Genomic DNA, 22,447 nt, shown 5'->3' with positions numbered 1-22,447 from the left:
GAACGCTCAGAGCGCGGCATCGCCATCCATGCGCACGAACCGCCTGGCGTCGAAGCTGAAGGGAACGGCGCTGCTGCCGCTGTAAAGCTCATGATGGGGCGAGGCTTCGGCAAAGGCGCAGGCCAGCAGGAAGAGATTATGGACATCCTCCGGCATGCCGGTGGCGGGATGGTCCGACAGCAGGCGCAATATCTCATCGAGGCGCGGCATCATCGCATCGTACAGCGCCTTGAAATCGGCGGCGGTGGCGGTCCAGCGGATTTCGCTGCGTTCATTCTCGCTCGGGCGCGCCCAATGGGCGGCAAGCGGCGCCAGATCGGCAAAGGGCGCGGGAAGGATGGGGTTCGTCATGCTATGGTTCCTCAGGCCGCGAGATAGGTGTCGAGCGTGCGCGCCGCGTGGCGGATCAGGAATTCCTGGTCCATCAATTGCATCGCATCGATCGATCCGGACATGATGCCGGCGAAAGTGTCTTCCATGGTGGCGGTGTCTTCCAGCCAGGCGTTGCGGTGCAGCGCGTTCACATGCTGCTGCGCCACCTGTTCCGCCGCGGTCTGGGCTGGCCGGAAATAGTTGATGCCTTCCCACAGCGTCCGCCCATGATCGAGCGGCCAGAACTGATGGGTGAAAAAGGACATGCCCGGATAGCCGCAGCCCGACGCCAGATGGATGATGAAATTGGGAAACAGATTGGGCAGCTCGAACTGGAAATCCGCCCGCCGTTCCGGGTTGATCGCGGGCGGCAACTGATCGGGGCGCGGGCGGTGGCGCTCGGTCGTGCTCAGCATCGATGCGAAGGCCAGCGTAGAGGGCGCGGTGTCCATGCCCGCCCCATAGATGGTGGAGGAGGCATGCGGCCCCATCAGCTTGAAATCGCTATGCTCCACCCCCTTGAAGCCCGGCAGCGACCCCGCATGGATGGTCGGCACATGATAGCCTTCGCTGAAGGCATAATGCGCGACCTTCCAGTTGCAGTTCAGCACGGTCGAATAGCGGAAGGCAGTGGTCGATTCCGCATAGGGATAGCCGCCGAACAGCTTGCCGAAATCGCCCAGATATTCGGTCAGCGTCTGAGCCGGTTCGGCGTCGAAATTGATGAAGACGAAGCCTTCCCAACTATCGCAATGGATTTCGCGCAGGCCAAGGCATGCCGTGTCGAGCTTGCCGAATTTTTCCTTCATCGGCACCGACCGCAGCGGTCCATCGGTCGAGAAGACCCAGCCGTGGAACCGGCAGGTCACCACATTGGCGCGCGACCGGCCGAAGGTTTCGAAACCGCTGGTCGGAACCACCTTGTTCCCGCGATGGGTGCAGACATTGTGGAAGGCCCGGATCTGGCCGTCCTTGCCGCGCACGATCAGCACGGACGCATCGGCCACGGGCAGTTCCTTGACCTTATAATCGCCTATGTTCGGAATCTCCCAGCTTGTCGCGACCTTCAGCCAAGTCTTCCGGAAGATCTTTTCGCGTTCCAGCTCGTAAATGGCCGGATCGCTGATCGCCCGCACCGAAACCGGATCGATGCCGAGTTCGTCGCGAATGTCATCGACGCTGCGATTGATATGGCGCAGATCTCCCGCCGTGCATGTCCTAGTCATGATTCTCTCCGAAAATTCCAGTGAAGTCTGCCGCTTCTTATCGAGCAGGCGCTAGGACCAGAGGGCAGCCATCATCCCCTGGCCGCAATCAAACGCATGGCGGATCATGCATCGGCCAAAGCGGCGGGTTTCTCACGCCAGCCATCGGGATAATGGGATATGAGATCGGCCCGCAATTCCAGCGCGCTGAAGCGCCAATTTCCCTCCCTCTTCCGCGCTTCCGCGACATAACGCCCGCCAATCCAATAGGCCCGCCCGCTTGCCGAAGTGGCGACTTCCCACAGCATGAAGTCGACGGCGGCCCGGTCATGGCCGGGATCGAGCGTCACCTTGGGCGAAACCAGATAATGCAGGGTCCATTTGAAGCCCTGATCGGCATTGCCAGCGACCCCCTGCGCGATCGTCTCGCCGCCCGATAACGTGCCATATCGGTCGATCTGGAAGACCGCATCCTCCGTGAACAAGGGCCGCAGCATCTGAGCCGACGGCCCCGCATCGAACGCCCGCGAAAGATCGACGATCAGCGTGTCGATATCGCGCAGCGCCTCCAGACGTTCGACCTTGCGTTCCAATGTTTCCGGCATGGCATCCTCGCCCGGTAAAGGGGCGCCGGAACCCAGCGCCCGCATGATTTCAGAAGGTCCGGCGCGCGCTCAGGAACCATTCGCGGGGACGTCCGAACGCGCCCTCGGTGATCCCGCCGAAGGAATCCACGAAGCCGGAGCCGAGATAGACCTCCTTGGTCAGATTCTTGACGCCCAGCGTGATCAGCCAGCTTTCGGGCTCGTCGCTATAGCCGATCGACGCGTTCACCAGATGATAGCCCTTCTGGATCAGCAGCGGGCTGTTCACCGCGTCATTATAGACCTTCGAACGATAGGACCAGTCGACCCGCGGCGTGAACTTGCCCACGCCATCCACCCGGATGTCGTAGGACACGCCAGCGCTCAGCGTCCACTTCGGCGCATTTTGCAGATGAGAATCCTTGGTCACGCCGCTGTTGAGGGCGCGGATGTCCACCTGACGATATTTGGCGTCAAGATAGCCGAGCCCCGCCTCCAGCCTGAGCGCCTCGGTCGGGCGCGCCTGCAATTCGAGTTCCAGACCCTTGATCCGCGCCTTCGCGGCGTTCTGGATGATCGGCGCGAAGCCCAGGCGCGGGTCGTTCACCGTGATCTGCAGATCGTCATAATCGTTGACGAACGCCGCGCCGTTCAGCCGCAGCCGCCGGTCGAGCAGGTCGGACTTGAAGCCGACTTCATAGGTGGTGCTCGTCTCCGGCCGGAAGGACGGGATATTGGCGAAGGGCGGGAAGACGCGCTGGGTGAAGCCGCCGCCCTTGAACCCTTGCGAATAGGATGCGTAGGTCAGGAATTCGGGCGACCAGCGATAGGAAAGGCTGGCCATCGGCGTCCAGGCGCGGTCCTTGATCGTCGTGCGTCCGGGCGGACCCATCAGCGGATCGCCGTCCTGAAGGCCCGAACCGTCAGGATTGAAGGGCTGGCCGGTCAGGAAGCCCGCCGCCACGACATATTGGTTGCCATTGTCGAAAGTCTTCCTGTCCTCGGTCCAGCGTATGCCGCCCGTCAGGCTGAGATTATGGACGATCTCGAACGTCGCCTGACCGAAGGCGGCAAGGCTTCGCCCATCGAGTATCGCACCGCTCATGAAGACGGCGTCGACAATATTGACCAGATCCTGATGATTGCCGCTTTCCTTGGAATAATAACCGCCGACAACCCAGTTCAGGCGGTTGTCGAGGGCGTCACCGATCAGTTGCAGCTCTTCGGAGAACTGATCCTGCTTCCAGTCGCTCTTGGTCTGGACGATGCTGGCGGGGCTATGATCGGAATCGCGGGTCCAGAAACCCGTCACCTTGCGATAGGCGGTGATGGACTTGGCCGTCACATTCTCGCCCAGCCGCCATTCCACCGTGCCGGAAACGCCCCAGATGTTGAGGTCGGACGCGGATTGATAGCGGCGCTTGCCGAAATTGTCGAAGGTGCTGGACACCGCCCGGAACGTGCCGCCATGGCGATAGGGCGCCTGCGCCCACTGGCTGTTGTAGCAGCGCGTGTCGGAAAGCCGGGCCGGATTGGAAAGATCGGTGCAGATGCTGGCCGCGCCGGAATAAAGGCCGTTCCAGACCTGCGCCGCAGGGGCGTTCTCATCGACCGCCAGCATGACGTTGGGCGCGGTTTCCTCCCGCGAGCGCGTGCCGTCGACGGCGATGTTGATGGAAAGCTTGCTCGTCGGTTCAAGCCGAACCGCGAAGCGGCCCGCCATCGTATTGGTGTCGCCCAGGTCCGGCGCCAGCGGCACCGTGCCCTTCACATAGCCTTCGCGCAGATGATAGAAACCGGAGAAGCTGGTATAGACCCCCTCCGCCAACGGCACGTCGATCGATCCCTTGATCTGCACCCGGTTGTAGCTTCCCGTGGTCAGTTCCAGGCTGGCGCCCAGATCGTCGGCGGGCTTCTTCGTCACCACGCTCACCGCGCCGCCGATGGTGTTGCGGCCGAACAGCGTGCCCTGCGGACCTCGCAGCACCTCGATGCGCTCGACATTGAGCACGTCGAGGACATTGCCGACGCCGCGTGAAATATAAACGCCGTCGAGATATAGTCCTACGCCCGGATCGGCGGAGAGCTGATAGTCATTCTGCCCGATGCCGCGAATGAAGATCGCCGCCGTGGCGTTGCTGGCGGAAACGGGAACCGAGCTGTTGAACTTCACATTCGGCGTGAAGTCACCGATCTGGGTGACATTGTCGATGCCGCGTTGCGCCAGACCTTCCGACGTCACGGCCGAGATGGAGATCGGCGTGTCCTGAAGCGATTCCGCCCGGCGGCGGGCCGTGACCGTGATTTCCTCGATACCGGCGCTCTGGTTCGCTGCCGGATCTTCCGGCGCCTGCTGCGCCAGAACGGGCGTTCCGGAGGCCAGCGCCAGGCCAGCCATCAGCGCGCGAAACGAACCGGACTGCAAGCACTGGGCAGCACGGCCGGATGATATGGGTTTGCAGGTTTCAGCTTCCATTTTTTTGACTCCCCGTCTCGATTGGCATTTTGTTTTTCTGATACCGCCCAGTCCCCGAAAGGTGCGGTCACCGCCCTTGCTGGACGCCCGCCTCTAATCGAACCCAGATCGGCCAGGCGCGCTAGCCTGATCCTGCGACGTTCGACATCTGAGCGCGACGGAGTGCAAAGCGGCGAAAAAAGGCGTTTCTTCCCGCTCCCGATCCATCGCGCCTTTGATGCGCCCCCAGGCTAAGGTGCACCGGAACGGGCTAGCGGGGCAAGGCGCGCGCCGACATCATCCATGCCGAATTCACGCATTCGGGAAGCGGCGGACGCGGCGACCGATCGCAACAGCAAGGACAGGATGATGAACGAAGCGCATCGCTGGTTACACGAACATCCCGAACTGGGATCGGGTCCGATCTCCATCGAACCCTATATCGACCCGGACTGGTACGAACTGGAGCGGGCGAAGATATTCAGGAAGGTCTGGCTGTGCGTCGGGCGCGTCGACGAAATCCCCAACAAGGGCGACTATAAGGTCAAGCGCCTCGCCGCCGCCGACACGTCGATCATCCTGATGCGCGGCAAGGATGATGTCGTGCGCGCCCACCACAATGTCTGCGCGCATCGCGGCAACACCGTCGTCACCGAAACCGGCCCGGAAACCTTCGGCCGCAGCAGGGCGGCCATCGTCACCTGCCGCTTCCACGGCTGGGTCTATGGCGCGGACGGCGCGTTGAAGCATGTGCCGAGCGAAGAACGCTTCTACCAATGTTTCGACAAGCGGAAGAACGGCCTGTCCCCGATCCACACCGACTTCTGGGAAGGGTTCATCTTCGTCAATCTGGCTGAAACGCCGGACAACAGCCTGGCGGAATATCTGGGCGATTATGCCGCGCATTTCGCCGGATTCCCCTTTGCCGAACTCAGCTATCAGTTCACCTATCACACCGAACTGGAATGCAACTGGAAGGTCGCGCATGACGCCTTTGCGGAGGCCTATCATGTCGACACCATCCACGCCGGGTCGTTCCCCAACACTTTCTCGACCGGGCTGCAAAATGTGAAGCTGATGGGGCCGCACCGGAGCTGCGCGGTCTGCCTCACCCTGGGCGCGAAGCCGACGCCGGTGGCGGGCATCGCCAATAACATCGCGGGCGCCTCCCTCGTCACGCAGCGCGCCGAAACGATGCTGCCGCCCGCGATCAACCCCGACAAGAGGGACGATTTCGCGTTCGAACTGAGCGTGCTTTTCCCCAATACGCTGATCCATGTGTCGGAAGGCATCTGGTTCACCCACCAATTCTGGCCGATCGCCCATAACCGGACATTGTGGGAGGGGCGCTATTATGTCCGCCCGCCCAAGACCAATGCCGAACGCTGGGCCATCGAACATGCGATGACGCTTCAGCGCAACGCCTGGCTGGAGGACACCGCCACCATGGAGGATACGCAACGGGCGATGCAGTCGCGCGCCAAGCTGGTCCAGAACCTCCAGGACGATGAAATCCTCATCCGCCACAGCGCCGCCGTGGTCGATCAATATGTCAATGCGTGAGGGGGAAGTGACCATGACGCAAACCATACTGCCCACCGGCTTCGAAGACCTCTCCCTTTGCCTCGGCTGGAACCTGCCGACCGCCGACGAGCGGCAGCGCAAGCGGCAGGGGTCGGGCGCGGCGGAACTGCGCACCTTTTACGACCGGATGCTGCCGCGCCTTTCCGACGCGCTGGCGGAGGTCGACCGTTTCCCGCTGGGGGCGCTGCCGGAGAGCCATCACGCGCTCTACAATCTGGCGCTGTCGCTTGCCGAGGTGGCGCCGCATATCGAGCTTTATTCCGGCTCGCCCGGCGTCCCCTATGCGTTCGAGGAGGCGCGGTTCGTCGCCGTCCATGGCGGGCAGGAGACGTGGCGCGGTCTCAGCCCGATGGCAACCGCCTGACCATGGCGAGGACGGCCCATCTCTCCGTCGAGGAACGGCTGTTCCGGATCGAGGCGCGCCAGGAGATAGAGGATCTCGTGGCGCGTTACGGCCATGGCGCGGACCGGAAGAACGATCCGGCGATCATGCAGCCGCTATTCCATGCCGACGCCATCTGGTCGGCGGAGGGCTTCGCCACCTTCCACGGCTCCGGCGCGATTGCCGAAGGGCTCGCCCACATCGCCGCCGAGGCGGTGCTGTGGTCGATCCACTATATGGTCGCCCCCTATGTCGAGTTTGCGGAGGACGGCCGGTCGGCGCGCTGTCGATGGTATCTCTGGGAATTGTCCACCATGGCCGGGGACTCCGGCCCGGAAGATCGCTGGCTGGGCGGCTGGTACGACAGCGTTGCAAGATATGAGGAAGAAGAATGGAAATTCGCGTCTGTGAAGCTGGATCTCAGGGTTCAGGGGGTGGCCACGCCGCCCTGGATGGTCAAGAAGGCGTTCGATCAATGATCCGGCTGTGCGCGGTGGAGGATTTGAGCGAAGACGAGGTTCATCGGGTCGAGCTGGACGGCGACCATGGGATCGCCGTCTACCTGCTGGACGGCGAAGTATTCGCGACCGACGACCTGTGCACCCATGGCGAAGCGTCGCTGGCGGAGGGAGAGATCGAGGACGGCAAGATCGTCTGCCCCTTCCACCTAGGCAGTTTCGACATAAGGACCGGCGCGGCCTGCGCCGCCCCCTGCTCGATCGCGCTCAAAACCTACACTGTGGAGATTATCGACGGCGCGGTGCATATCGCGGGCTGAGAGAGTCTGTTTGGAAATGCGCCGTCCGGCGCATAGCCGTACCAGCCCTCTCCCCCACCCGGTCAGCCCTTCAGTTGCCGCAGGGTGGCTGAAGGGCGTTCGCCAAAGCGCTCCGCATAGTCGCGGGCGAATTTGCTGAGGTGGCTGAAACCGCAGGTCAGGGCGACATCGGTGACGCTATGCCCCTCCTCGACGCCGCCCAGCAACATCTTGCGCGCGAGGTCGAGCCGGACATTTTTGAGATAGACCATCGGCGTGACCCCGCGGAAACGGCGGAAACCGGCGTGCAGGGAGCGCGCGCTGACGCCCGAAATCTCGATCATGTCAATCAGCGAAATCGCCTCGCACGCATGGCCCCGGACGAAATCCTCGACGCGCCGGACATAATAGGGCGCAGGGCCGGATGGGACGGAATCGAACAGGTCGGAATGGTTGTGCGGCACCGCGGCGAGCAGCAGGCGCTTGAGCGCATCCTCCACCGCTCCGCTGGCGCGGGGATGGGTATAGCCGGTCAGGCCATAGTCGATGTCGTCGCAGATGGTGCGGACGAGATGGGCGAACGCCTGGGCGGCGCCGACCAGCGGCACGGGCCGGGTCGAAAAGACCAGATCGTCCGGCCGGAAGCCCAGCTCGTTCGCCAGCACCAGTTCCAGGTCGGCCTTCGGGATCTTGATGGTGAAATGCTTGTAACCCGCGTCGAACGTCTGCCGGAAATGCGAATTGGGGGCGAGCACGCACATCTGGCCGGGCGCAAGGCTGAAACTGTCCTTGTCATGGGTGATGAAGGAGGTGCCCGTCAGCGAAAATTGCACAAGATAGCTCTCGCCCATCTGGGGCACGTCGATGGAGATGCGGCCGAAGGGATTGCCATAATCCTGCGCATTGAACGTCAGCGCCTTGAGCTGGGCCTGATTGTGGCGAAAGTCGATCGGCGGGCGCCCGCCCTGGACATCCAGCCGATGGGGGCAGAACATCCGGCTCATATGCGCTTCGACATCGCCGGCGTCGGTGCTGCTGAACCTGTTCCACTGCACGAGCGGAAGCGCCTCTCCATTCCAGAAGCGGTTCGGCGTGGCCATTTGAGTCAGCATGCTCGTCCCTCCCGGCGCGTTTCCGGCGCAGATGCGGACATATTCCCCCTGATGCGACGGATCATTGACGCAGCCCTCCCTTCGCCTTTTCATGATGACACTCCGATTACAAGGCCGGGTCAAGCCTGGCGCGCCAAAAGGCCGCATTATGGGGGCAGCGCCTGCGGTAACGGGATAGTTGCCGGACAGATTATCGCCCAGATTCCCCGAAACGCCATGAAAGACGGCGCGGCGTGTCCCCCGGTCACGCATTTGGGAGAATCGAGTTGAACGATCAAATCGCCGTGGACGTCCTCATCATCGGCGGCGGGCATGCGGGCGCGCATCTGGCCATTTCGCTGCGGCAGAAGGGCTTTGCCGGAAGCATCGCGATCGTCAGCGACGAACACAGCTTGCCCTATGACCGCCCTCCCCTGTCCAAAGCCTATCTGATCGGCAGCATGCAGATCGACCGGCTGCTGCTGCGGGACAGCGATTATTGGGCCGAGCAGCAGGTGCGCTTCGAACTGGGGTGCAGGGTGAGGTCGCTCGATCCCGCCGGCAAGCGGGTCGAACTGGACGATGGCCGGATCATCCGGTTCGGGTGGTGCGCGCTGGCGACCGGCGGGAAAGTGCGGCACCTTCGCTGCCCCGGTTCGGAGCTTGCGGGCCTCTATTATCTGCGCACCGTCGCGGATGTGGATGCGATCCGCGAGGGGCTTCGCAATGGCGGGCGCATCGGCATCATCGGAGCGGGATATGTGGGGCTGGAGGTCGCGGCGGCGGCGCGCGAGATGGGGCATGAGGTCGTCGTCATCGAAGCGCAACCCCGCGTCCTCCAGCGCGTCACCTCACCTGCAGTGTCCGACTTTTTCGAACGCCAGCATCGCAACCGGGGCGTCGAGCTGCGCCTGGGCGAGCAAGTCGCGGGCTTTTCCGGCGAGGATCGCGTGTCGGCCGTCAGATTGGGATCGGGCGAGGAAATTCCCGTCGATCTCGCGATCATCGGCATCGGCATCGATGCCGACACGGCGCTGGCGGAAGAGGCGGGCATCGCCTGCGACGGCGGCGTGCTGGTCGATGAATATTGCCGGACGTCGGCGGAGGGCGTTCTGGCCATAGGCGACTGCGCCCGGCATCCCAATCCGTTCGCCGGGGGCTTGTGGCGGCTGGAATCCGTGCAGCATGCGATGGACTCCGCGGCCATCGCCGCCGACACCATCATGGAGGCGCCGACCGAATATCGGGCGCTGCCGACATTCTGGTCCGATCAGTTCGACCTGACGCTGCAATCCGCCGGGCTCAACAAGGATGCCGACGACATCGTCCTGCGCGGCGACCGGGAAAATGGCCCGTTCACCGTCATCTACTTGCGGCAAGGCCGCGTGGTGGCGGTCGATGCGATCAATAATGCGAAGGATTTCATGGGCGCCCGCGCGCTGATCCTGAAGGGGGTTGCGGTCGACCGGGCGAAGCTGGCGGATATTTCCGTCCCCCTGAAGATGGCGGCGCAGACGGATCGGGTCGCGTCATGAACGCCCTCTGGAACGCAGCAGCCACCAGAGAATAGCTGCCCAGAAGGACCAGCATTCGCAGTCGGCCCGATATCGCAGGCCGCAAGCATGGGGTTGGCCTACCTCCTTCGCCCGCTCACCGGTACGGGGCTGTGGCCTCTCGCTGGCGGCTGGTCCGGATCGGCGCATCAGGGGCAAGGACCGTCTAAGCAGCATGACGGCGGCCCGGCGCGAGGCGCTGATAGGCGGAAAACAGCCTGCCGAAATGATCGTCCATGGTCATGACCGACGGCGCCAGGGCAGAGGCGCGGCGGCGCTGTTCGGCGGGGCCGCCATTCACGAAATCGACGATGGCGGCGGCCAGGCTGTCGGCCTGAGCGGCGCGATAGAGCAGGCCACCACCGCTGCGGGCCTGGTCCGAAGCGCCCCCTTCGTCGGGCACGATGACCGGCAGGCCGCTGGCCCGCGCTTCCGCCGCGACCATGCAGAAAGTCTCCGCCTCGCAGCCATGGACGAGCGCGTCGGCGCTGGCGAGCAGTTCGGCCAGCGCGGGCCGGTCGTGCATCGGCGCCAGAAGCTGGATATGCGGATTATTGGCGGCAGCGCGGCGGACCCGCGCCCGTTCCCGCCCGTCACCCACCAGCACCAGCCCGACCGGCGTGGCAAAGCCCGCCGACGTGACCGCCTCTATCACCATCGGCCAGCGCTTTTCGGGCGCATGGCGGCCGACCCCCAGCAGCAGCGTCGCATCGGGGCCGAGGCCACAGCGCTCCAGCAGCCGGGCGCGCAGCCGTTCGTTGCGCCGCGTGGGGCTGAAATGGCCGGGCTCCACGCCCATGGGCAGGGTCACGACGCGCTTCAGGCGCCCCGCCTCCAGCCGTTGGGACAGGCTGTTGCTGGCGCTGACGACCATGTCGAAACTCTCGTCCAGCCGCCGCAAATGCCGCCAGAACCAGTCGAAGCCCCGGTCAATCCGCTCCCGGCTCAGCACTTGGCCGAACCAGCGATAGGCATAGGCGGACAGCGGATCGGCATGCATGATGAGGGCGCGGGGCGCATCCCCCCGCCAACGCGCCACCATCGCGGCGCTGCCCCAGGGCGAGGACGCCTCGACCAGATCGGGTTGCAGCCGGTCGAGCATGGCGTGGAGCGACTGTTCATCATCGAAATAGGAATAGCGCCGGTCCAGCGGGAAACGCCGCGCGGGCAGCATGACGATCTTGCCGCCGCCCGCCTCCACCACCCGGTCGCTGTCGGACGGGGCCAGGATGATGATCTCATGCCCCGCCTGCGCCCCGGCGCGCAGCTTGCGTTCCACATAGGTCTTCACCCCGCCGCCGCTGGGCGCGTAGAAGGCGCAGACATCGACGATGCGCATCGGATTATTTCTCCGCTGGGCCGAAGGAAAAAAGTCCCCGGCGATAATTGACGGTGATTGTGATGCGCGTGGGGCCGCTGCCCACGGGCGCGCTGGCAGCGGCGGCATGGGGCTTGGACCAGCCGATCTTCGGATTGCCCGCAAAGCCGATGCCGTCGATCGACAGGGAAAAGCGGCGATTGGCGTCGCGGTCATGCAGCAGGCTGAGCGCATAGCTGCCGGGGCCGGGTGCGCGAATGCACAGCTCCACCGGGCCGGATGGCGGCACCGGCTCCTCAACGCGGCGGAACGGCTTGCCCGCGGCGATCAGAATATTGTCGTCCGCCAGGAAATCCGCGTCGTTCGCGGGATAAAGTTCCAGCTTCAACCGCCCCTTGCGGTCCTTGAGGCCCGCCACCTCGACCAGATAGGCGGAGCCTTTTTCGTCCGGGCGGCATTGCCCCTCGGCCTTGCCCAGATCAGGCGTGGAGGGGATCGCCACGCTGGCGAGGAAGAGGGTTGCGATCATTGCGCCCGGCTTTCCCGCAGCAATCCGGTCGCCCCCAGCGTGATGCCGACCAACAGATGCGCCGCCAGGATCAGCGACGCCATCAGCGCCATGGCCGACACGATCTCGCTGTCGCGCCCGATCAGAAATGCGGCCATGCCTGCGAACACCACATCCTTGTTCGGCAGGAAGGGCAGGCGCGAGACCAACTGCCGCAGCGTGCCGAGTAAAATCCACCAGCTAAGCGCGATGTCAGGCAGCAGCATGTGCCACATCATCGCCGCCAGCACCGTCGTCGCGACGATGCGCAGCAGATGGATCGCCGCGACCATCCACAGCGCCTTGCGCGGCAGGGTGAACAGCCGCTTGCGCAGCAGCATGGCGACCAGCGACGTCGCCAGCACGAAGAGTATCGACCCGCCCACTTCCCATGTGTTGAGCCGCGCATCGACCGCGCCCAGCAGCGGCACGGCGAACGCCACCATCACCAATGTCACGCCATTGCCCACCAGCGCGGACAGGATCGTCACATCCTTGATCGCGCCGAAGGGGGCGGTGGTGATCTTCGCATGGCGCCGGGCCCAGGCGTAGAAATAAACCTCCCCCAGATAGCCGAGCAGGATTTCATTGCTGACCAGCTTGCGCAGCAGCGCGGCGAAGCCGTCCGGCGGGATCGACCAGAGGCGGCGGAAGATCACCCATTCGGACAGCGGCCCGGCCAGATAATAGAGCGCGAAGGCGGCCCAGAAGGCGATGCCGCCCGGCACCAGCGCCCAGAGGCTGGCGGGGTCCAGCCCACGGAACTGGTGCAGCGCGACCACGAGGATCAGCACCGAAACCAGCGGCCCGGCCCAGCGGGTCCAGTTGCGGCCCGACTGGATCAGCGGCCGGGGATCGAGCAGAGCCGGGTCGATCGGTGCGGTAGGCGGCGGCATAAGGCCTGTGGAACTGTTGCCGGTCATGAAAGGCTCGTCATCATTGGCGGGATGGGGTCGCGGCGCGGCTGACCAAGCGCCTCAGTCGGGCATGAGGCGCTTTTGGCGCTTGTCATCGCCGCGAAGCTGTCGAGATAGGCGGCGGAGGCGGCCTCCAGGGTGAAGCGGCGCGCTTGGGCGAGGCTGGCGGCGCTGTCCTGCGGCAGGGGCGCATCGGCCAGAGCGGCGGCAAAGACGTGGGCGTCGCCCACCGGGAGGAGGCGGCCGAGCGCGCCGTCGCCAAGCAGCGACCGCATCGCCGCGCTGCATTGCGTGGCGATGACGGGAAGGCCGACGGCCAGCGCCTCCAGCAGCGCGGCAGGCACGCCTTCATAATCGGAGGACAGCAGGAAGGCGTCCGCCTGCCCGATCTGCAGGGCCGGATCAGGAACATGACCCATGAAACCGACGCGATCAGCGATGCCGAGGCGTTGCGCCCGGCTTTGCAGCGCCTTGCGTTCCGGGCCGTCTCCGAAGATCAGCAGGCGGTCATCGGGCCGCGCCGCCTGGGCGAAGGCTTCGAGCATCAGCGGAAAATTCTTCTGCCGCGCCAGACGGCCGATGGCGACGAACAGACGTCCTTTGCGCCCCTCATCCGGCTGGCGGGCGGCGCGCAGCCGGTCGATCTGCGCCCGCGACAGGGCGGGATCGGGGACGATGCTGATCGCCTGTTTCACCGGGCGCACAAGTTCGGCTATTTCGCACTCCAGACCCGGTGCCATGGCGACGAAATGATCGATGAACCGGCCCTGGATGCGCAGCCATAGCCGGTAGGCCATGCGCGCCGGCCAGATCATGTCGCGCCGTTCGAGATCGTTGCTGATCTTGGCCAGGACCGGCGGGCAGGCGCGGCCCAGCAGCAGCTTCATCGCCACGGCGACCACGGCATAGCTGTTGCCCGCGCAGAACAGGGCGTCGGGCCGCGTCCGGCGGATGAAGGCGGGCAGCGTCGCGATCATCCAGAGCGTTTCGAGGCCCGCAACGGAGAAAGACGGCTGGCGCGGGACATGATGGTCGAGGCCGTCGCCCAGCTCCGCCCGCATGGCGCCGTCGATGCGGCCCAGAAACAGCGGCGCGTCGACGCCCTGCTCCCGCCAGCGCCGTACCAGCCGCAGCGCCACGCGCTCGACCCCGCCCGGCTCGAAACTGTGGAGGAAGGTCAGGATGCGCATGGATCAGCTCGCCAACAGGTCGCCATAGCGGGCGGGCCGGTGGGTGCGCCCCAGCCGCCACAGCACGCGATCGATGCTGGCGAGCAGCGCGGGGACATGCGCGTCGCCCGGATGCACGGCTACTCGCGCCACGGGCGCATGGCGCAGCACCGGCGGCAACACCCGCGCCGCCAGCAGAGAGGATGCGATGCGCGCCCGGCTGCGGCTGGCCCAGGTGATGACCGGGCCACGCGCCAGCACCTTGCCCGATGGCGGATGCCAGACCTTCATATGATCCTCCGCCAGCGCGAAACCGCATTGCCCCAGCGCATCGAGCGCAGGCGCGCCATAAAGCCAGGCGGGCGCGACGAACCCCGCCACCGGACGGCCAGTGATCTGTTCGATAAGGTCGCGTCCATCGATCATGCGCCGCGCCGCGGTCTCGCCGTCCAGGCCCAGAAATTCGCCCTCTCCGGCGGTCATGTGGCGCGCCTTGAACCGCGCGACGGGCTGATCGTGAACGGTCCTATCCTGGTGGAACCAGCCATGGGCGAACATGCTGATCCCCGCATCCGCCCATGCGCGCAGCCGCACCGCGAAAGGGGAACCCACCGCCAGAGGATGCCGTCCCCAATGGTCGGGCACGACCAGCATCGCCAGTTCGGCGGGACCGGCATGGCGCGTCATCCGATCCAGCAGCAGGTCCACTTCCGTTTCGAAACGGGGACCAACATCATGAATGGAAAGAAGAAGCCGCTTCATGACAGGTCAACGCCCCCCCGGAACCCTGTGCATTACCAGCGGCCCTATGATTGTCGGGGATGACGGCATTATTACAAAGTCGATCACAAGCGCTCTTTCACTCTCGCAATGGAGACGCCATGGCCGGAAAGTAACGCAGTTCCTTGCCCGAATATTTTTTTCGACTTGCGACAACTGAGGTAAGAACCCCGTCCCGTCGTCTTCCCGCCATCGCGGCAGGAGAAGAAGCGTGCGCATTTTCGGATATGCCCTGCGGACGCTCGCTGTCGCGGCGCTGATCGCGGCGGCGCCGTCGGCCGATACCCGCGATCCGCCGGCCCCCGCCGGCCCGGCCCGCTTCGACGGCGACCTGTCGGTGATGACCTATAATATCCACGGCCTGCCCTGGCCGATGGCTTGGGACCGTCCCGCCGATTTCGCCCGGATCGCCGCGACATTGCGGACGCTGCGTTCAGAGGGGCGCAACCCGCAGATCGTGCTGCTGCAGGAGGCCTTCACCAGCGACGCCCAGGCGATCGGCCGCGCGGCGGGCTATCGCTACATCGTCGATGGTCCGGGGGAGGACGCCGCCAGCCCGCAACCGCCAGCCCCTGCCGACTTGCGATTCGCGGCGGCGCAAAGCTGGTCCCATGGCGAGGGGATCGGCAAATGGGTCGGCAGCGGCCTTCAGATCCTGTCCGATTTCCCCATCTCCGGCGTGCATGCGATGGTCTATCCCGGCTATGCCTGCGCGGGGTTCGATTGCCTCGCGAACAAGGGCGCGCTGCTGGTGCGGATCAGGCTGCCCGGCGGGGGCGATCCGGTGGACATCGTCACCACCCATCTCAACAGCCGGCGCGCTTCCGATGTGCCGGACGAACGGTCGAACCATGCCCATGACCGGCAACTCGCCTGCCTGACCGCCTTCATCCGCCGCTTTCACAACCCCCGCGATGCGCTGATCGTGGCGGGCGATTTCAATGCCGGGCAGACCCAGGCGCGGCGCAGCGACCTGATCGAACAGGCAAGAGGCTGGAGCAGGAGCACGCCCGTGAACAATGCCTATGCGGCGGCGGAAAGGCTTCGCCTGCCGCTGTCCGCCGATGCGCGGCTGTCGGAATGGCGCGGCCGCGACTGGGAATTTTTCGCGCCGGGCCGGAGCACAAATGTCGCGCTGCGCCGGATCGAGGTGCCATTCGGCCATGCCGCCGACGGCAGCATGCTGTCGGACCATGTCGGCTATGCCGCCGTCTTCGCGCTCCAGCGGCGGCCTGTCACCACGACCTTGTGAAACCCACCGTCCATTGCCGGGGGCGCAACGGCGTATATTGCGGCCCCTTGCCCAACGAAAAGGGATTGCCGAAGGCGAAGCTGTCCGCCCTGCAATCGAACAGGTTGCTGCCCGCCATGCGGATGCCCCACGTCCCCTTGCGCAGCAGCAGATCCACATCGGCCAGCGCATAATCGCCCATCTGGCGGTCCAGCCCCGGATCGAAGCTGAGCCGGGAGCGGCTGAGATAGTTGAGGCGCACCCCGGCGCTGCCGTTCCAGCCCCCAAGCTCGAAGGACCGGCTCAATCCCCATCTTGCCGTCCAGCGCGGAATGACGGGAAGATGCCGGTCCTCAATCTCCGTCCCGTCGCTCGTCTTTGTCAGCAGGGCGCTTTGCACCACCAGCCCGGCGCTGAGCGCCCAGTCGCGCGCGGGCGCCCAGTCGACCGACAATTCCGCCCCATGGATGCGCGCATCCCCGACATTGCGGGTGCCGATCAGCCCGTCCGACAGCAGATAGTCGGATTGCAAATGCGACCATGTCGTCAGAAAAGCGTCGGCATTGATCGTCAGTCCCGCTGGATTGCTGTGACGCCAGCCCGCTTCGAAGGTCTGCAATTCGTCGGAATCGAAACGCTCCGCCGATCCCGTGCCGGTTTGCGAAAGCCCGCCCGGACGCAGCGCCCCGGCATAGCGCAGATAGAGGAAATCCCTGCCCCCAGCCTGCCACGACAAGGCGAGCGATGGGGTAAATCCGCTGCGCGACACCGAAACCTCGACCCGCGCCCTTTTCGCGCCCCGTTCCTCCTCGGTCCGCGAATGGAACAGGCGGCCGCCGATATCGAGCGACAATGTGCGGGACAGCGGCACGCGAATGTCACCGAAGGCCGACAGTTCGCGCACCCCCTGAGTGCCCGTCGCGACCGTGACGTCGCCCGCCTCGTTGCTGATCGTGCCCAGCAGATGGTTGCGCACGTCCATGAAGGACAGGCCCGCCAACCACGACAGGCCGCCGCTGCCGGTATGGGACAGGCGGATTTCCTGATCGAACAGGCGGTTCCGTCGCTGCTCGACATAAAGCGCCGGAGCCGGAACGCCGAAGGCCGACGCCGACAGCGCGCTCGCATCCAGCGTGCTCGACACGTCATGGTCGACCCAGTTGCCCGCATAGACAAAATCCGCATCGCCCAGCTTCCCCGCCACGCGCAGGGCGGCCATGGCGAAGTCATTGTCATGCGGCTCGGCAGGCTGCGCGGGCCGCTCCAGCCGGTGCCGGGCATAGACATATTGGCTGTCCGCGACATCCTGCATCTGCACCATGCCGTTCAGGTCGACGGTCCAGTCCCCCGGCAGCGCGCGCAGGGCGAGGCGAAGGCCGCTGACCTCCCCCCGGTTCGCATCGCCGCGCCCGGCGGTGTCGATCCAGCCCGGCTCGCGCGCCGCATAGGCGACGCCGCGCAGTGCCAGCCGGTCCGCGACCAGCGGCAGGTTGACCATCGCCTCCACATCGCCGCCGGCATCGCCATGCGCCGCGATGGAGCCGCCCGCGCCCGCCATGGCAGCGAACCGCCCGGCATCAGGCGGACGGGTCACGATATGGAACACCCCGCCCAATGTGCCCGTGCCGTACAGCGACCCCTGCGGCCCCTTGAGCAATTCCACCCGCTCGACATCGACCAGCCGCAGGTCGGGATCGGGCGCATTATAGGTGGCGCGGGCGTCGTTCACCAATATGGCGACGGTCGACTGGCTGCTGCCGTTGAACGGGCTGTCCGCCACGCCCCGGATGAACTGCCGGTTGCGCCCCGGCCCCAAATTGGTGAGCGTCAGCCCGTCTAGCTGCCGCGCCACATCGGCGGTGCCGGGCAGCGGCGTTCCGGTCCGCTCACCCGGCGCCTCCGCAATGGCGACCGATATGGGCAGGCTTGAAAGCGGCTCATCCCGCTTGGTGCCGGTGACGATGATGTCCACATTGCCGCCAGGCTGCGGCGGAAGCCGATCCGCCGGACGCCGGGGCAGCGGCCGTTCGGCGCGGACCAGACGAAATGTCGTAGGCGTCAGGCGCTGCGCCTTCAGCCCCGTGCCCTCCAGCATCGTCGCCAAGGCCTGCCGCGCCGTCAGCCGTCCGCTGACCGGCCGGGACCGGACGTCCGGCAAGCGCCCTTCGAAGCCGACCGCTATGCCCGTTTGCCGCGACAATTCCGCCAGCGCGGCGGACAACGGCGCGGCGTCGATGCTGATCTGCCGGGACTGCGCCCAGGCGCTGCCCGGCGCGGCGAGTTCAGCCGCCGCCAGCGCGCAGCAGGACAGCGCCGTCCTGCCGCCCAGCTTCGCGCACGATCCGAAGGTCCATAAGCTGCGCCACTTCACCGACAAGACCCGATCCGTCCCCCACGATCAACACGCCGGAAAAGCGCCGGCCGGCGACGTCCGCCCCGGCCCTGACAGGCACCCCTGCATAGCGGCTGATGTCGGACGCGACCAGAGACAGCGGCACGCCTTCATAAACCAGCCGTCCCTGCCGCCAACTGCCGATGGCGGCGGGCGCGACCGCGCTGATCTCGCCTTGGTGCGTGGTCCGGTCGATGACCATCTGCCGTCCGGCGGAGAGGCGGACCGCAGCATTGTCCGCACCGGCCGGCTTGAGCGCGATCACGCCCTCCGCCACCGCGACGCGCATCGTCCGGGTGTCGGCCAAAATGTCGAACCGCGTGCCGATGTCGCTGATTTCCTGCCCGCCCGCCCGGATCGTCATCGTCCGGCCGGGACGATGGGGAATGTCGAACAGCGCGCCGCCCTCCAGCGCCAGCTTGTCCTGCCCCTCCCCCTCCACCCGCAAATGGCTGGAGGCAGCAAGGGTGATCCGCGATCCGTCCTTCAGCGCGATGGTGCGGCTCTGCCCGGCGCCGGTGCGATAGTCGGCCGCCGACGGCGCAGGCGACAGGGACAGGAAAGTCGGAACGGCGACCGCCAACGCCATGGCCGCCGCGATCCCGCCACCGGCCCAGAGGCTCCAGCGGCGCGGCGACGCGACCGGGTCTTCCATGGCGGGAAACGCCACCGGCACAACCTCAATGGGCGGCAACAGCGCGGCCAGGGTAGGACGATGATCGGCAATCCGGTCATCCAGCAGCGCGATCTCATCGAAGGCAAGGCGATGCGCGGGATCGGCCTCCAGCCACAGCGTAAAGCCGTCCCAGTCGAAATCCGCATCGTCCTGCGCACTGTGCCAGGCAATCGCCCGGTCGATGATCGTCTCCGTCATGGTTCCGTCCCGTTACGGTCCCTTGGCCGGGCATAGCCGCCCGTCCACGCCGTTCTGTCTCCTCTGTGACGTTACCATTACAGCATTGCCTCAGTCCTCGCTCAACGCGCGGCGCAAATATTTCATCGCGACCGCCATATGCTTTTCGACGCCGCTTTTGCTGATGCCCAGGCGGGCCGCGACCTCGCCATGGGGCAACCCCTCGACCTTGTGCAACTGAAAGGCGCGCCGCGCGCCCGGCGGCAGATTGGCGATGGCGGATGCAAGCCGGGCCGCCTCCTCCCGCGCGGTCATCTGTTCCAGCGCATCGGCATGGGGATCGACGGGATCGGCGTGCCGCATGTCAGCGCCGGATGCCAGTTCCATCCAGGCCCGGTCGCGCACTTCGCGCCGTTTCGTCTCGCGCAGTCGGTCGAGCACCAGATTCTGCGCGATGCGATAAAGATAGGCCCGGGGATTGGCGATGGGACCACTGCCCCCCTCCCCGATGCGCAGCCACATGTCGTGCAGCACATCCTCCGCTTCGGCGGCATTGCCGGTGCGCGCGATCAGGAACCGCAACAGCTCGCCGCGAAGCGCGTGATAGACAGTTTCCAGCCCGCCTTCCATTCTGGCGCCCTTCCGATCGACACACCCTCATTCTCCCAACCGGCGGGCTTTGCAATTTAATTGCCTGTAATGTTGCGGTAAGAAGTGCCGCATGCTCCTGCGAAGGCAGGAGCATGCGGCACTTCACATAAAACAACCTCCTTACAACCGCTCCCGCACCGTCCGCGTCACTTCCTCCAGGAAATCGGCTGCCGCCCGCACCCGCGGCAGCCTTTGCAGATCGGCATGCATGACCAGCCAATAGCTGCGCCATACCTCCATCGACTCGGGGAAAAGCTGGACCAGCCGGTCATCCTCCGCCGCCGCGAAGACGTGCAGCACGCCCAGGCCCATGCCCGCCGCCACCGCCGCATGCTGCGCCGCGCTGGAACTCGCCCGGAAGACGATGGCCGCGCCGGGCAGCAACTGGTCAAGGGCGATCATCTCCGCAAATCCGGCCAGTTCCTCGATATAGGACACGAAGACATGGCGGTTGAGATCGGCCCGCGCCGCCGGTTCACCCTGCCGTTCCAGATAGGCCTTGGAGGCATAAAGGCCGAGGCGATAATCGGTCAGCTTGCGCGTCACGAACCGGCCCTTGGGCGGGGGTTTCAGCATCACGGCGATCTCCGCCTCCCGCCGGGACAGGCTGGCCGCCTTACTTTCGGAGGCCAGTTCCAGCGTCAGGCGCGGATGTCGCTCGCGCAACTCCGCCACACGCGGCGCGATCAGATGGCTGGCGAAGGCCTCCGGCGTGGCGAGGCGCACCGTCCCCTCCACCTCCCGGTCGCGCCCGGCGACGCTGCTCATCGCGGCGAGCAATTCGCTCTCGATCCGCTCGGCATGGGGCGCCAGCGCGAAGGCGGCGGGCGTCGGCGTGACGCCACGCGGGCTGCGGTCGAACAGGCGGGCGCCCAGCGTCGTCTCCATATTGGTCAGGCGCCGGGCGACCGTGCTATGATCCACGCCCACCCGGCGCGCGGCGGCCAGCATATTGCCCTCCCGCATCACGGCCAGGAACAGGCGCAGTTCGTCGGAATTCAGCATGGGCAAATCCGCACAACCAATGTGTCCACATACCCGTATATCTGCAAAGCTGACCCGTCTATACCAAAGCCATCCCACCGGCAGGAGAGGAACCGGAAAAATGCGTTCAATTACTCATTTCATTCATGGGCAATCCGCCCCGCTGGCGGGCGCGCGTCTGGCCGACGTGCTTAACCCCTCGACCGGCGCGGTGCAGGCGCAGGTTGAACTGGCCACCGCCGCCCATCTCCAGAAGGCGGTCGATTCCGCGCTTGCCGCCCAGCCCGAATGGGCCGCGACCAACCCGCAGCGCCGCGCCCGCGTGATGTTCCGCTTCAAGGAACTGATCGAGCAGAATATGGACGAACTCGCCGTCCTGCTCTCCTCCGAACATGGCAAGGTGGTGGCCGACGCCAAGGGCGACATTCAGCGCGGCCTGGAAGTCGTGGAATTCGCCTGCGGCATCCCCCATCTGCTGAAGGGCGAATATACCCAGGGCGCAGGTCCGGGCATCGACGTCTATTCGATGCGCCAGCCGCTGGGCATCGCAGCGGGCATTACGCCCTTCAACTTCCCCGCGATGATCCCGCTGTGGATGAGCGCGATGGCGATCGCCTGCGGCAATGCCTTCATCCTGAAGCCCTCGGAGCGTGACCCGTCCGTGCCGGTGCGTCTAGCTGAACTGGCGATCGAAGCGGGCATGCCGGCGGGCATCCTGAACGTCGTCCATGGCGACAAGGAAATGGTCGACGCCATTCTCGACCATCCAGCCATCAAGGCGGTCAGCTTCGTCGGATCGTCCGACATCGCCAATTATGTCTATGCCCGCGGCGCCCAGAACGGCAAGCGCGTGCAGGCGATGGGCGGCGCGAAGAATCACGGCATCATCCTGCCCGACGCCGACATGGATCAGGCGGTGGCCGATATCGTCGGCGCTGCCTATGGCTCGGCGGGCGAGCGCTGCATGGCGCTGCCGGTGGTCGTGCCGGTGGGCGAGGCGACGGCGGACGCCTTCCGCACCAAGCTGATAAGCGCCATCGAGACGCTGCGCCCCGGCATCCCGACCGATCCCGACGCGCAATATGGCCCGCTCGTCACCAGCGTGCACAAGGCGCGGGTGGAAAGCTATATCCAGATGGCCGCCGATGAAGGCGCGGAAATCGTAGTCGACGGGCGCGGCTTCTCGCTCCAGGGCTATGAGGAGGGCTTCTACCTCGCCCCGACGCTGATCGACCGGGTCACGCCGGAAATGAAGAGCTATCAGGACGAGATTTTCGGTCCGGTGCTCCAGATCCTGCGCGCCCAGACCTTCGAGGAAGCGCTGAGCTATCCGTCGAAGCATCAATATGGCAATGGCGTCGCCATCTTCACCCGCAATGGCGACTATGCCCGCAAGTTCGCCGCCGATGTCGAAGTCGGCATGGTCGGCATCAACGTGCCGATCCCGGTGCCGGTCGCCTATCACAGCTTCGGCGGCTGGAAGCGTTCGGGCTTCGGGGATCTCGACCAATATGGCATGGATGGCGTGCGCTTCTACACCCGCACCAAGAAGATCACCCAGCGCTGGCCCGACGGCGGCGCGGTGATCGACCAGAGCTTCGTCATCCCGACGATGAAATAAG

At 65.5% G+C, this 22,447-nt stretch carries 21 protein-coding genes; 7 read left to right on the top strand and 14 right to left on the bottom strand.

The window, feature by feature from the left end:
* Positions 1-6 precede the first annotated feature (6 nt).
* The 4 genes from K426_RS22020 to K426_RS22005 form a co-directional block, all read right to left on the bottom strand.
* Entirely contained in the window at positions 7-351 is a 345-nt protein-coding gene (locus K426_RS22020; RefSeq protein WP_066562412.1) for a hypothetical protein, read from the bottom strand.
* An 11-nt stretch (positions 352-362) separates the two neighbouring features.
* The gene (locus K426_RS22015) at positions 363-1,598 is read right to left on the bottom strand and encodes an aromatic ring-hydroxylating oxygenase subunit alpha (RefSeq protein WP_066562411.1); all 1,236 of its coding nucleotides are present in this window, start codon (positions 1,596-1,598) and stop codon (positions 363-365) included.
* 104 nt (positions 1,599-1,702) lie between these two features.
* Positions 1,703-2,182 carry a nuclear transport factor 2 family protein gene (locus K426_RS22010; protein WP_066562410.1) on the bottom strand — a complete coding sequence of 160 codons (480 nt, stop codon included), beginning with the start codon at positions 2,180-2,182 and terminating at the stop codon, positions 1,703-1,705.
* A gap of 49 nt (positions 2,183-2,231) precedes the next feature.
* On the bottom strand, positions 2,232-4,637 hold the full coding sequence (locus tag K426_RS22005; protein ID WP_082748999.1) for a TonB-dependent receptor: 2,406 nt from the start codon (positions 4,635-4,637) through the stop codon (positions 2,232-2,234).
* A gap of 282 nt (positions 4,638-4,919) precedes the next feature.
* Here K426_RS22005 and K426_RS22000 point away from each other — a divergent pair, with 282 nt between their 5' ends.
* The 4 genes from K426_RS22000 to K426_RS21985 are packed head-to-tail and all read left to right on the top strand — an operon-like array spanning position 4,920 to position 7,360.
* Positions 4,920-6,179, top strand: coding sequence for an aromatic ring-hydroxylating oxygenase subunit alpha (locus K426_RS22000; RefSeq protein ID WP_237230146.1), 1,260 nt, complete (start codon positions 4,920-4,922; stop codon positions 6,177-6,179).
* A 13-nt stretch (positions 6,180-6,192) separates the two neighbouring features.
* The gene (locus K426_RS21995) at positions 6,193-6,564 is read left to right on the top strand and encodes a hypothetical protein (RefSeq protein WP_066563778.1); all 372 of its coding nucleotides are present in this window, start codon (positions 6,193-6,195) and stop codon (positions 6,562-6,564) included.
* Complete coding sequence (locus K426_RS21990) at positions 6,531-7,061, top strand: nuclear transport factor 2 family protein (protein WP_145907582.1); 531 nt, start codon at positions 6,531-6,533, stop codon at positions 7,059-7,061. Before K426_RS21995 ends, K426_RS21990 begins: the two co-directional genes overlap by 34 nt.
* Positions 7,058-7,360 carry a non-heme iron oxygenase ferredoxin subunit gene (locus K426_RS21985; RefSeq protein ID WP_066562408.1) on the top strand — a complete coding sequence of 101 codons (303 nt, stop codon included), beginning with the start codon at positions 7,058-7,060 and terminating at the stop codon, positions 7,358-7,360. Before K426_RS21990 ends, K426_RS21985 begins: the two co-directional genes overlap by 4 nt.
* A gap of 62 nt (positions 7,361-7,422) precedes the next feature.
* Here K426_RS21985 and K426_RS21980 read toward each other — a convergent pair whose 3' ends face one another.
* The gene (locus K426_RS21980; RefSeq protein WP_066563774.1) at positions 7,423-8,451 is read right to left on the bottom strand and encodes an AraC family transcriptional regulator; all 1,029 of its coding nucleotides are present in this window, start codon (positions 8,449-8,451) and stop codon (positions 7,423-7,425) included.
* Positions 8,452-8,717: 266 nt separating this feature from the next.
* On the opposite strand from K426_RS21980, the gene K426_RS21975 reads away from it, so the two are divergent.
* The gene (locus K426_RS21975) at positions 8,718-9,965 is read left to right on the top strand and encodes an NAD(P)/FAD-dependent oxidoreductase (protein WP_066562404.1); all 1,248 of its coding nucleotides are present in this window, start codon (positions 8,718-8,720) and stop codon (positions 9,963-9,965) included.
* A 184-nt stretch (positions 9,966-10,149) separates the two neighbouring features.
* Here K426_RS21975 and K426_RS21970 read toward each other — a convergent pair whose 3' ends face one another.
* Genes K426_RS21970 through K426_RS21950 form a run of 5 tightly spaced genes read right to left on the bottom strand, consistent with a single transcriptional unit; the run spans position 10,150 to position 14,696 of the window.
* Positions 10,150-11,322, bottom strand: coding sequence for a glycosyltransferase (locus K426_RS21970; RefSeq protein ID WP_066562402.1), 1,173 nt, complete (start codon positions 11,320-11,322; stop codon positions 10,150-10,152).
* Positions 11,323-11,326: 4 nt separating this feature from the next.
* Positions 11,327-11,830 carry a DUF2141 domain-containing protein gene (locus K426_RS21965; protein ID WP_066562400.1) on the bottom strand — a complete coding sequence of 168 codons (504 nt, stop codon included), beginning with the start codon at positions 11,828-11,830 and terminating at the stop codon, positions 11,327-11,329.
* Positions 11,827-12,771 carry a hypothetical protein gene (locus tag K426_RS21960; RefSeq protein WP_176392212.1) on the bottom strand — a complete coding sequence of 315 codons (945 nt, stop codon included), beginning with the start codon at positions 12,769-12,771 and terminating at the stop codon, positions 11,827-11,829. Before K426_RS21960 ends, K426_RS21965 begins: the two co-directional genes overlap by 4 nt.
* Positions 12,768-13,955 carry a glycosyltransferase gene (locus tag K426_RS21955; protein WP_082748994.1) on the bottom strand — a complete coding sequence of 396 codons (1,188 nt, stop codon included), beginning with the start codon at positions 13,953-13,955 and terminating at the stop codon, positions 12,768-12,770. The genes K426_RS21960 and K426_RS21955 overlap by 4 nt, the downstream gene beginning before the upstream one ends.
* Positions 13,956-13,958: 3 nt before the next feature.
* Positions 13,959-14,696 (bottom strand): polysaccharide deacetylase family protein, encoded by a 738-nt coding sequence (locus K426_RS21950; protein ID WP_066562399.1) that lies wholly within the window; start codon positions 14,694-14,696, stop codon positions 13,959-13,961.
* Positions 14,697-14,925: 229 nt separating this feature from the next.
* Here K426_RS21950 and K426_RS21945 point away from each other — a divergent pair, with 229 nt between their 5' ends.
* On the top strand, positions 14,926-15,966 hold the full coding sequence (locus K426_RS21945) for an endonuclease/exonuclease/phosphatase family protein (protein WP_066562397.1): 1,041 nt from the start codon (positions 14,926-14,928) through the stop codon (positions 15,964-15,966).
* On the opposite strand, the gene K426_RS21940 is transcribed toward K426_RS21945, so the two are convergent.
* From K426_RS21940 to K426_RS21925, 4 genes are all read right to left on the bottom strand, one after another.
* Positions 15,950-18,316: a TonB-dependent receptor domain-containing protein gene (locus K426_RS21940; RefSeq protein ID WP_237230173.1), complete on the bottom strand. Its 2,367-nt coding sequence runs from the start codon at positions 18,314-18,316 to the stop codon at positions 15,950-15,952. The genes K426_RS21945 and K426_RS21940 overlap by 17 nt on opposite strands.
* The gene (locus tag K426_RS21935) at positions 18,228-19,211 is read right to left on the bottom strand and encodes a FecR family protein (RefSeq protein WP_066562392.1); all 984 of its coding nucleotides are present in this window, start codon (positions 19,209-19,211) and stop codon (positions 18,228-18,230) included. The genes K426_RS21940 and K426_RS21935 overlap by 89 nt, the downstream gene beginning before the upstream one ends.
* 90 nt (positions 19,212-19,301) lie before the next feature.
* The gene (locus K426_RS21930; protein ID WP_066562390.1) at positions 19,302-19,820 is read right to left on the bottom strand and encodes an RNA polymerase sigma factor; all 519 of its coding nucleotides are present in this window, start codon (positions 19,818-19,820) and stop codon (positions 19,302-19,304) included.
* 141 nt (positions 19,821-19,961) lie between these two features.
* Positions 19,962-20,846, bottom strand: coding sequence for a LysR family transcriptional regulator (locus tag K426_RS21925; protein ID WP_066562388.1), 885 nt, complete (start codon positions 20,844-20,846; stop codon positions 19,962-19,964).
* A gap of 100 nt (positions 20,847-20,946) precedes the next feature.
* Here K426_RS21925 and K426_RS21920 point away from each other — a divergent pair, with 100 nt between their 5' ends.
* Positions 20,947-22,446: a CoA-acylating methylmalonate-semialdehyde dehydrogenase gene (locus K426_RS21920; RefSeq protein ID WP_066562381.1), complete on the top strand. Its 1,500-nt coding sequence runs from the start codon at positions 20,947-20,949 to the stop codon at positions 22,444-22,446.
* Position 22,447: the final 1 nt, after the last annotated feature.

This window comes from Sphingobium sp. TKS (assembly GCF_001563265.1).
Taxonomy (GTDB): domain Bacteria; phylum Pseudomonadota; class Alphaproteobacteria; order Sphingomonadales; family Sphingomonadaceae; genus Sphingobium.
Note: the sequence above shows the minus strand (reverse complement) of the source record. Positions and strands in the feature narration are given on the sequence as shown.

What these genes read in the sequence shown, in the direction of transcription:
- K426_RS22020 (WP_066562412.1), bottom strand. Translation starts at nt 351, where the DNA reads ATGACGAACCCCATCCTTCCCGCGCCCTTTGCCGATCTGGCGCCGCTT.
- K426_RS22015 (WP_066562411.1), bottom strand. Translation starts at nt 1,598, where the DNA reads ATGACTAGGACATGCACGGCGGGAGATCTGCGCCATATCAATCGCAGC.
- K426_RS22010 (WP_066562410.1), bottom strand. Translation starts at nt 2,182, where the DNA reads ATGCCGGAAACATTGGAACGCAAGGTCGAACGTCTGGAGGCGCTGCGC.
- K426_RS22005 (WP_082748999.1), bottom strand. Translation starts at nt 4,637, where the DNA reads ATGGAAGCTGAAACCTGCAAACCCATATCATCCGGCCGTGCTGCCCAG.
- K426_RS22000 (WP_237230146.1), top strand. Translation starts at nt 4,920, where the DNA reads ATGCCGAATTCACGCATTCGGGAAGCGGCGGACGCGGCGACCGATCGC.
- K426_RS21995 (WP_066563778.1), top strand. Translation starts at nt 6,193, where the DNA reads ATGACGCAAACCATACTGCCCACCGGCTTCGAAGACCTCTCCCTTTGC.
- K426_RS21985 (WP_066562408.1), top strand. Translation starts at nt 7,058, where the DNA reads ATGATCCGGCTGTGCGCGGTGGAGGATTTGAGCGAAGACGAGGTTCAT.
- K426_RS21980 (WP_066563774.1), bottom strand. Translation starts at nt 8,451, where the DNA reads ATGCTGACTCAAATGGCCACGCCGAACCGCTTCTGGAATGGAGAGGCG.
- K426_RS21970 (WP_066562402.1), bottom strand. Translation starts at nt 11,322, where the DNA reads ATGCGCATCGTCGATGTCTGCGCCTTCTACGCGCCCAGCGGCGGCGGG.
- K426_RS21965 (WP_066562400.1), bottom strand. Translation starts at nt 11,830, where the DNA reads ATGATCGCAACCCTCTTCCTCGCCAGCGTGGCGATCCCCTCCACGCCT.
- K426_RS21960 (WP_176392212.1), bottom strand. Translation starts at nt 12,771, where the DNA reads ATGACCGGCAACAGTTCCACAGGCCTTATGCCGCCGCCTACCGCACCG.
- K426_RS21955 (WP_082748994.1), bottom strand. Translation starts at nt 13,955, where the DNA reads ATGCGCATCCTGACCTTCCTCCACAGTTTCGAGCCGGGCGGGGTCGAG.
- K426_RS21950 (WP_066562399.1), bottom strand. Translation starts at nt 14,696, where the DNA reads ATGAAGCGGCTTCTTCTTTCCATTCATGATGTTGGTCCCCGTTTCGAA.
- K426_RS21935 (WP_066562392.1), bottom strand. Translation starts at nt 19,211, where the DNA reads ATGACGGAGACGATCATCGACCGGGCGATTGCCTGGCACAGTGCGCAG.
- K426_RS21930 (WP_066562390.1), bottom strand. Translation starts at nt 19,820, where the DNA reads ATGGAAGGCGGGCTGGAAACTGTCTATCACGCGCTTCGCGGCGAGCTG.
- K426_RS21925 (WP_066562388.1), bottom strand. Translation starts at nt 20,846, where the DNA reads ATGCTGAATTCCGACGAACTGCGCCTGTTCCTGGCCGTGATGCGGGAG.
- K426_RS21920 (WP_066562381.1), top strand. Translation starts at nt 20,947, where the DNA reads ATGCGTTCAATTACTCATTTCATTCATGGGCAATCCGCCCCGCTGGCG.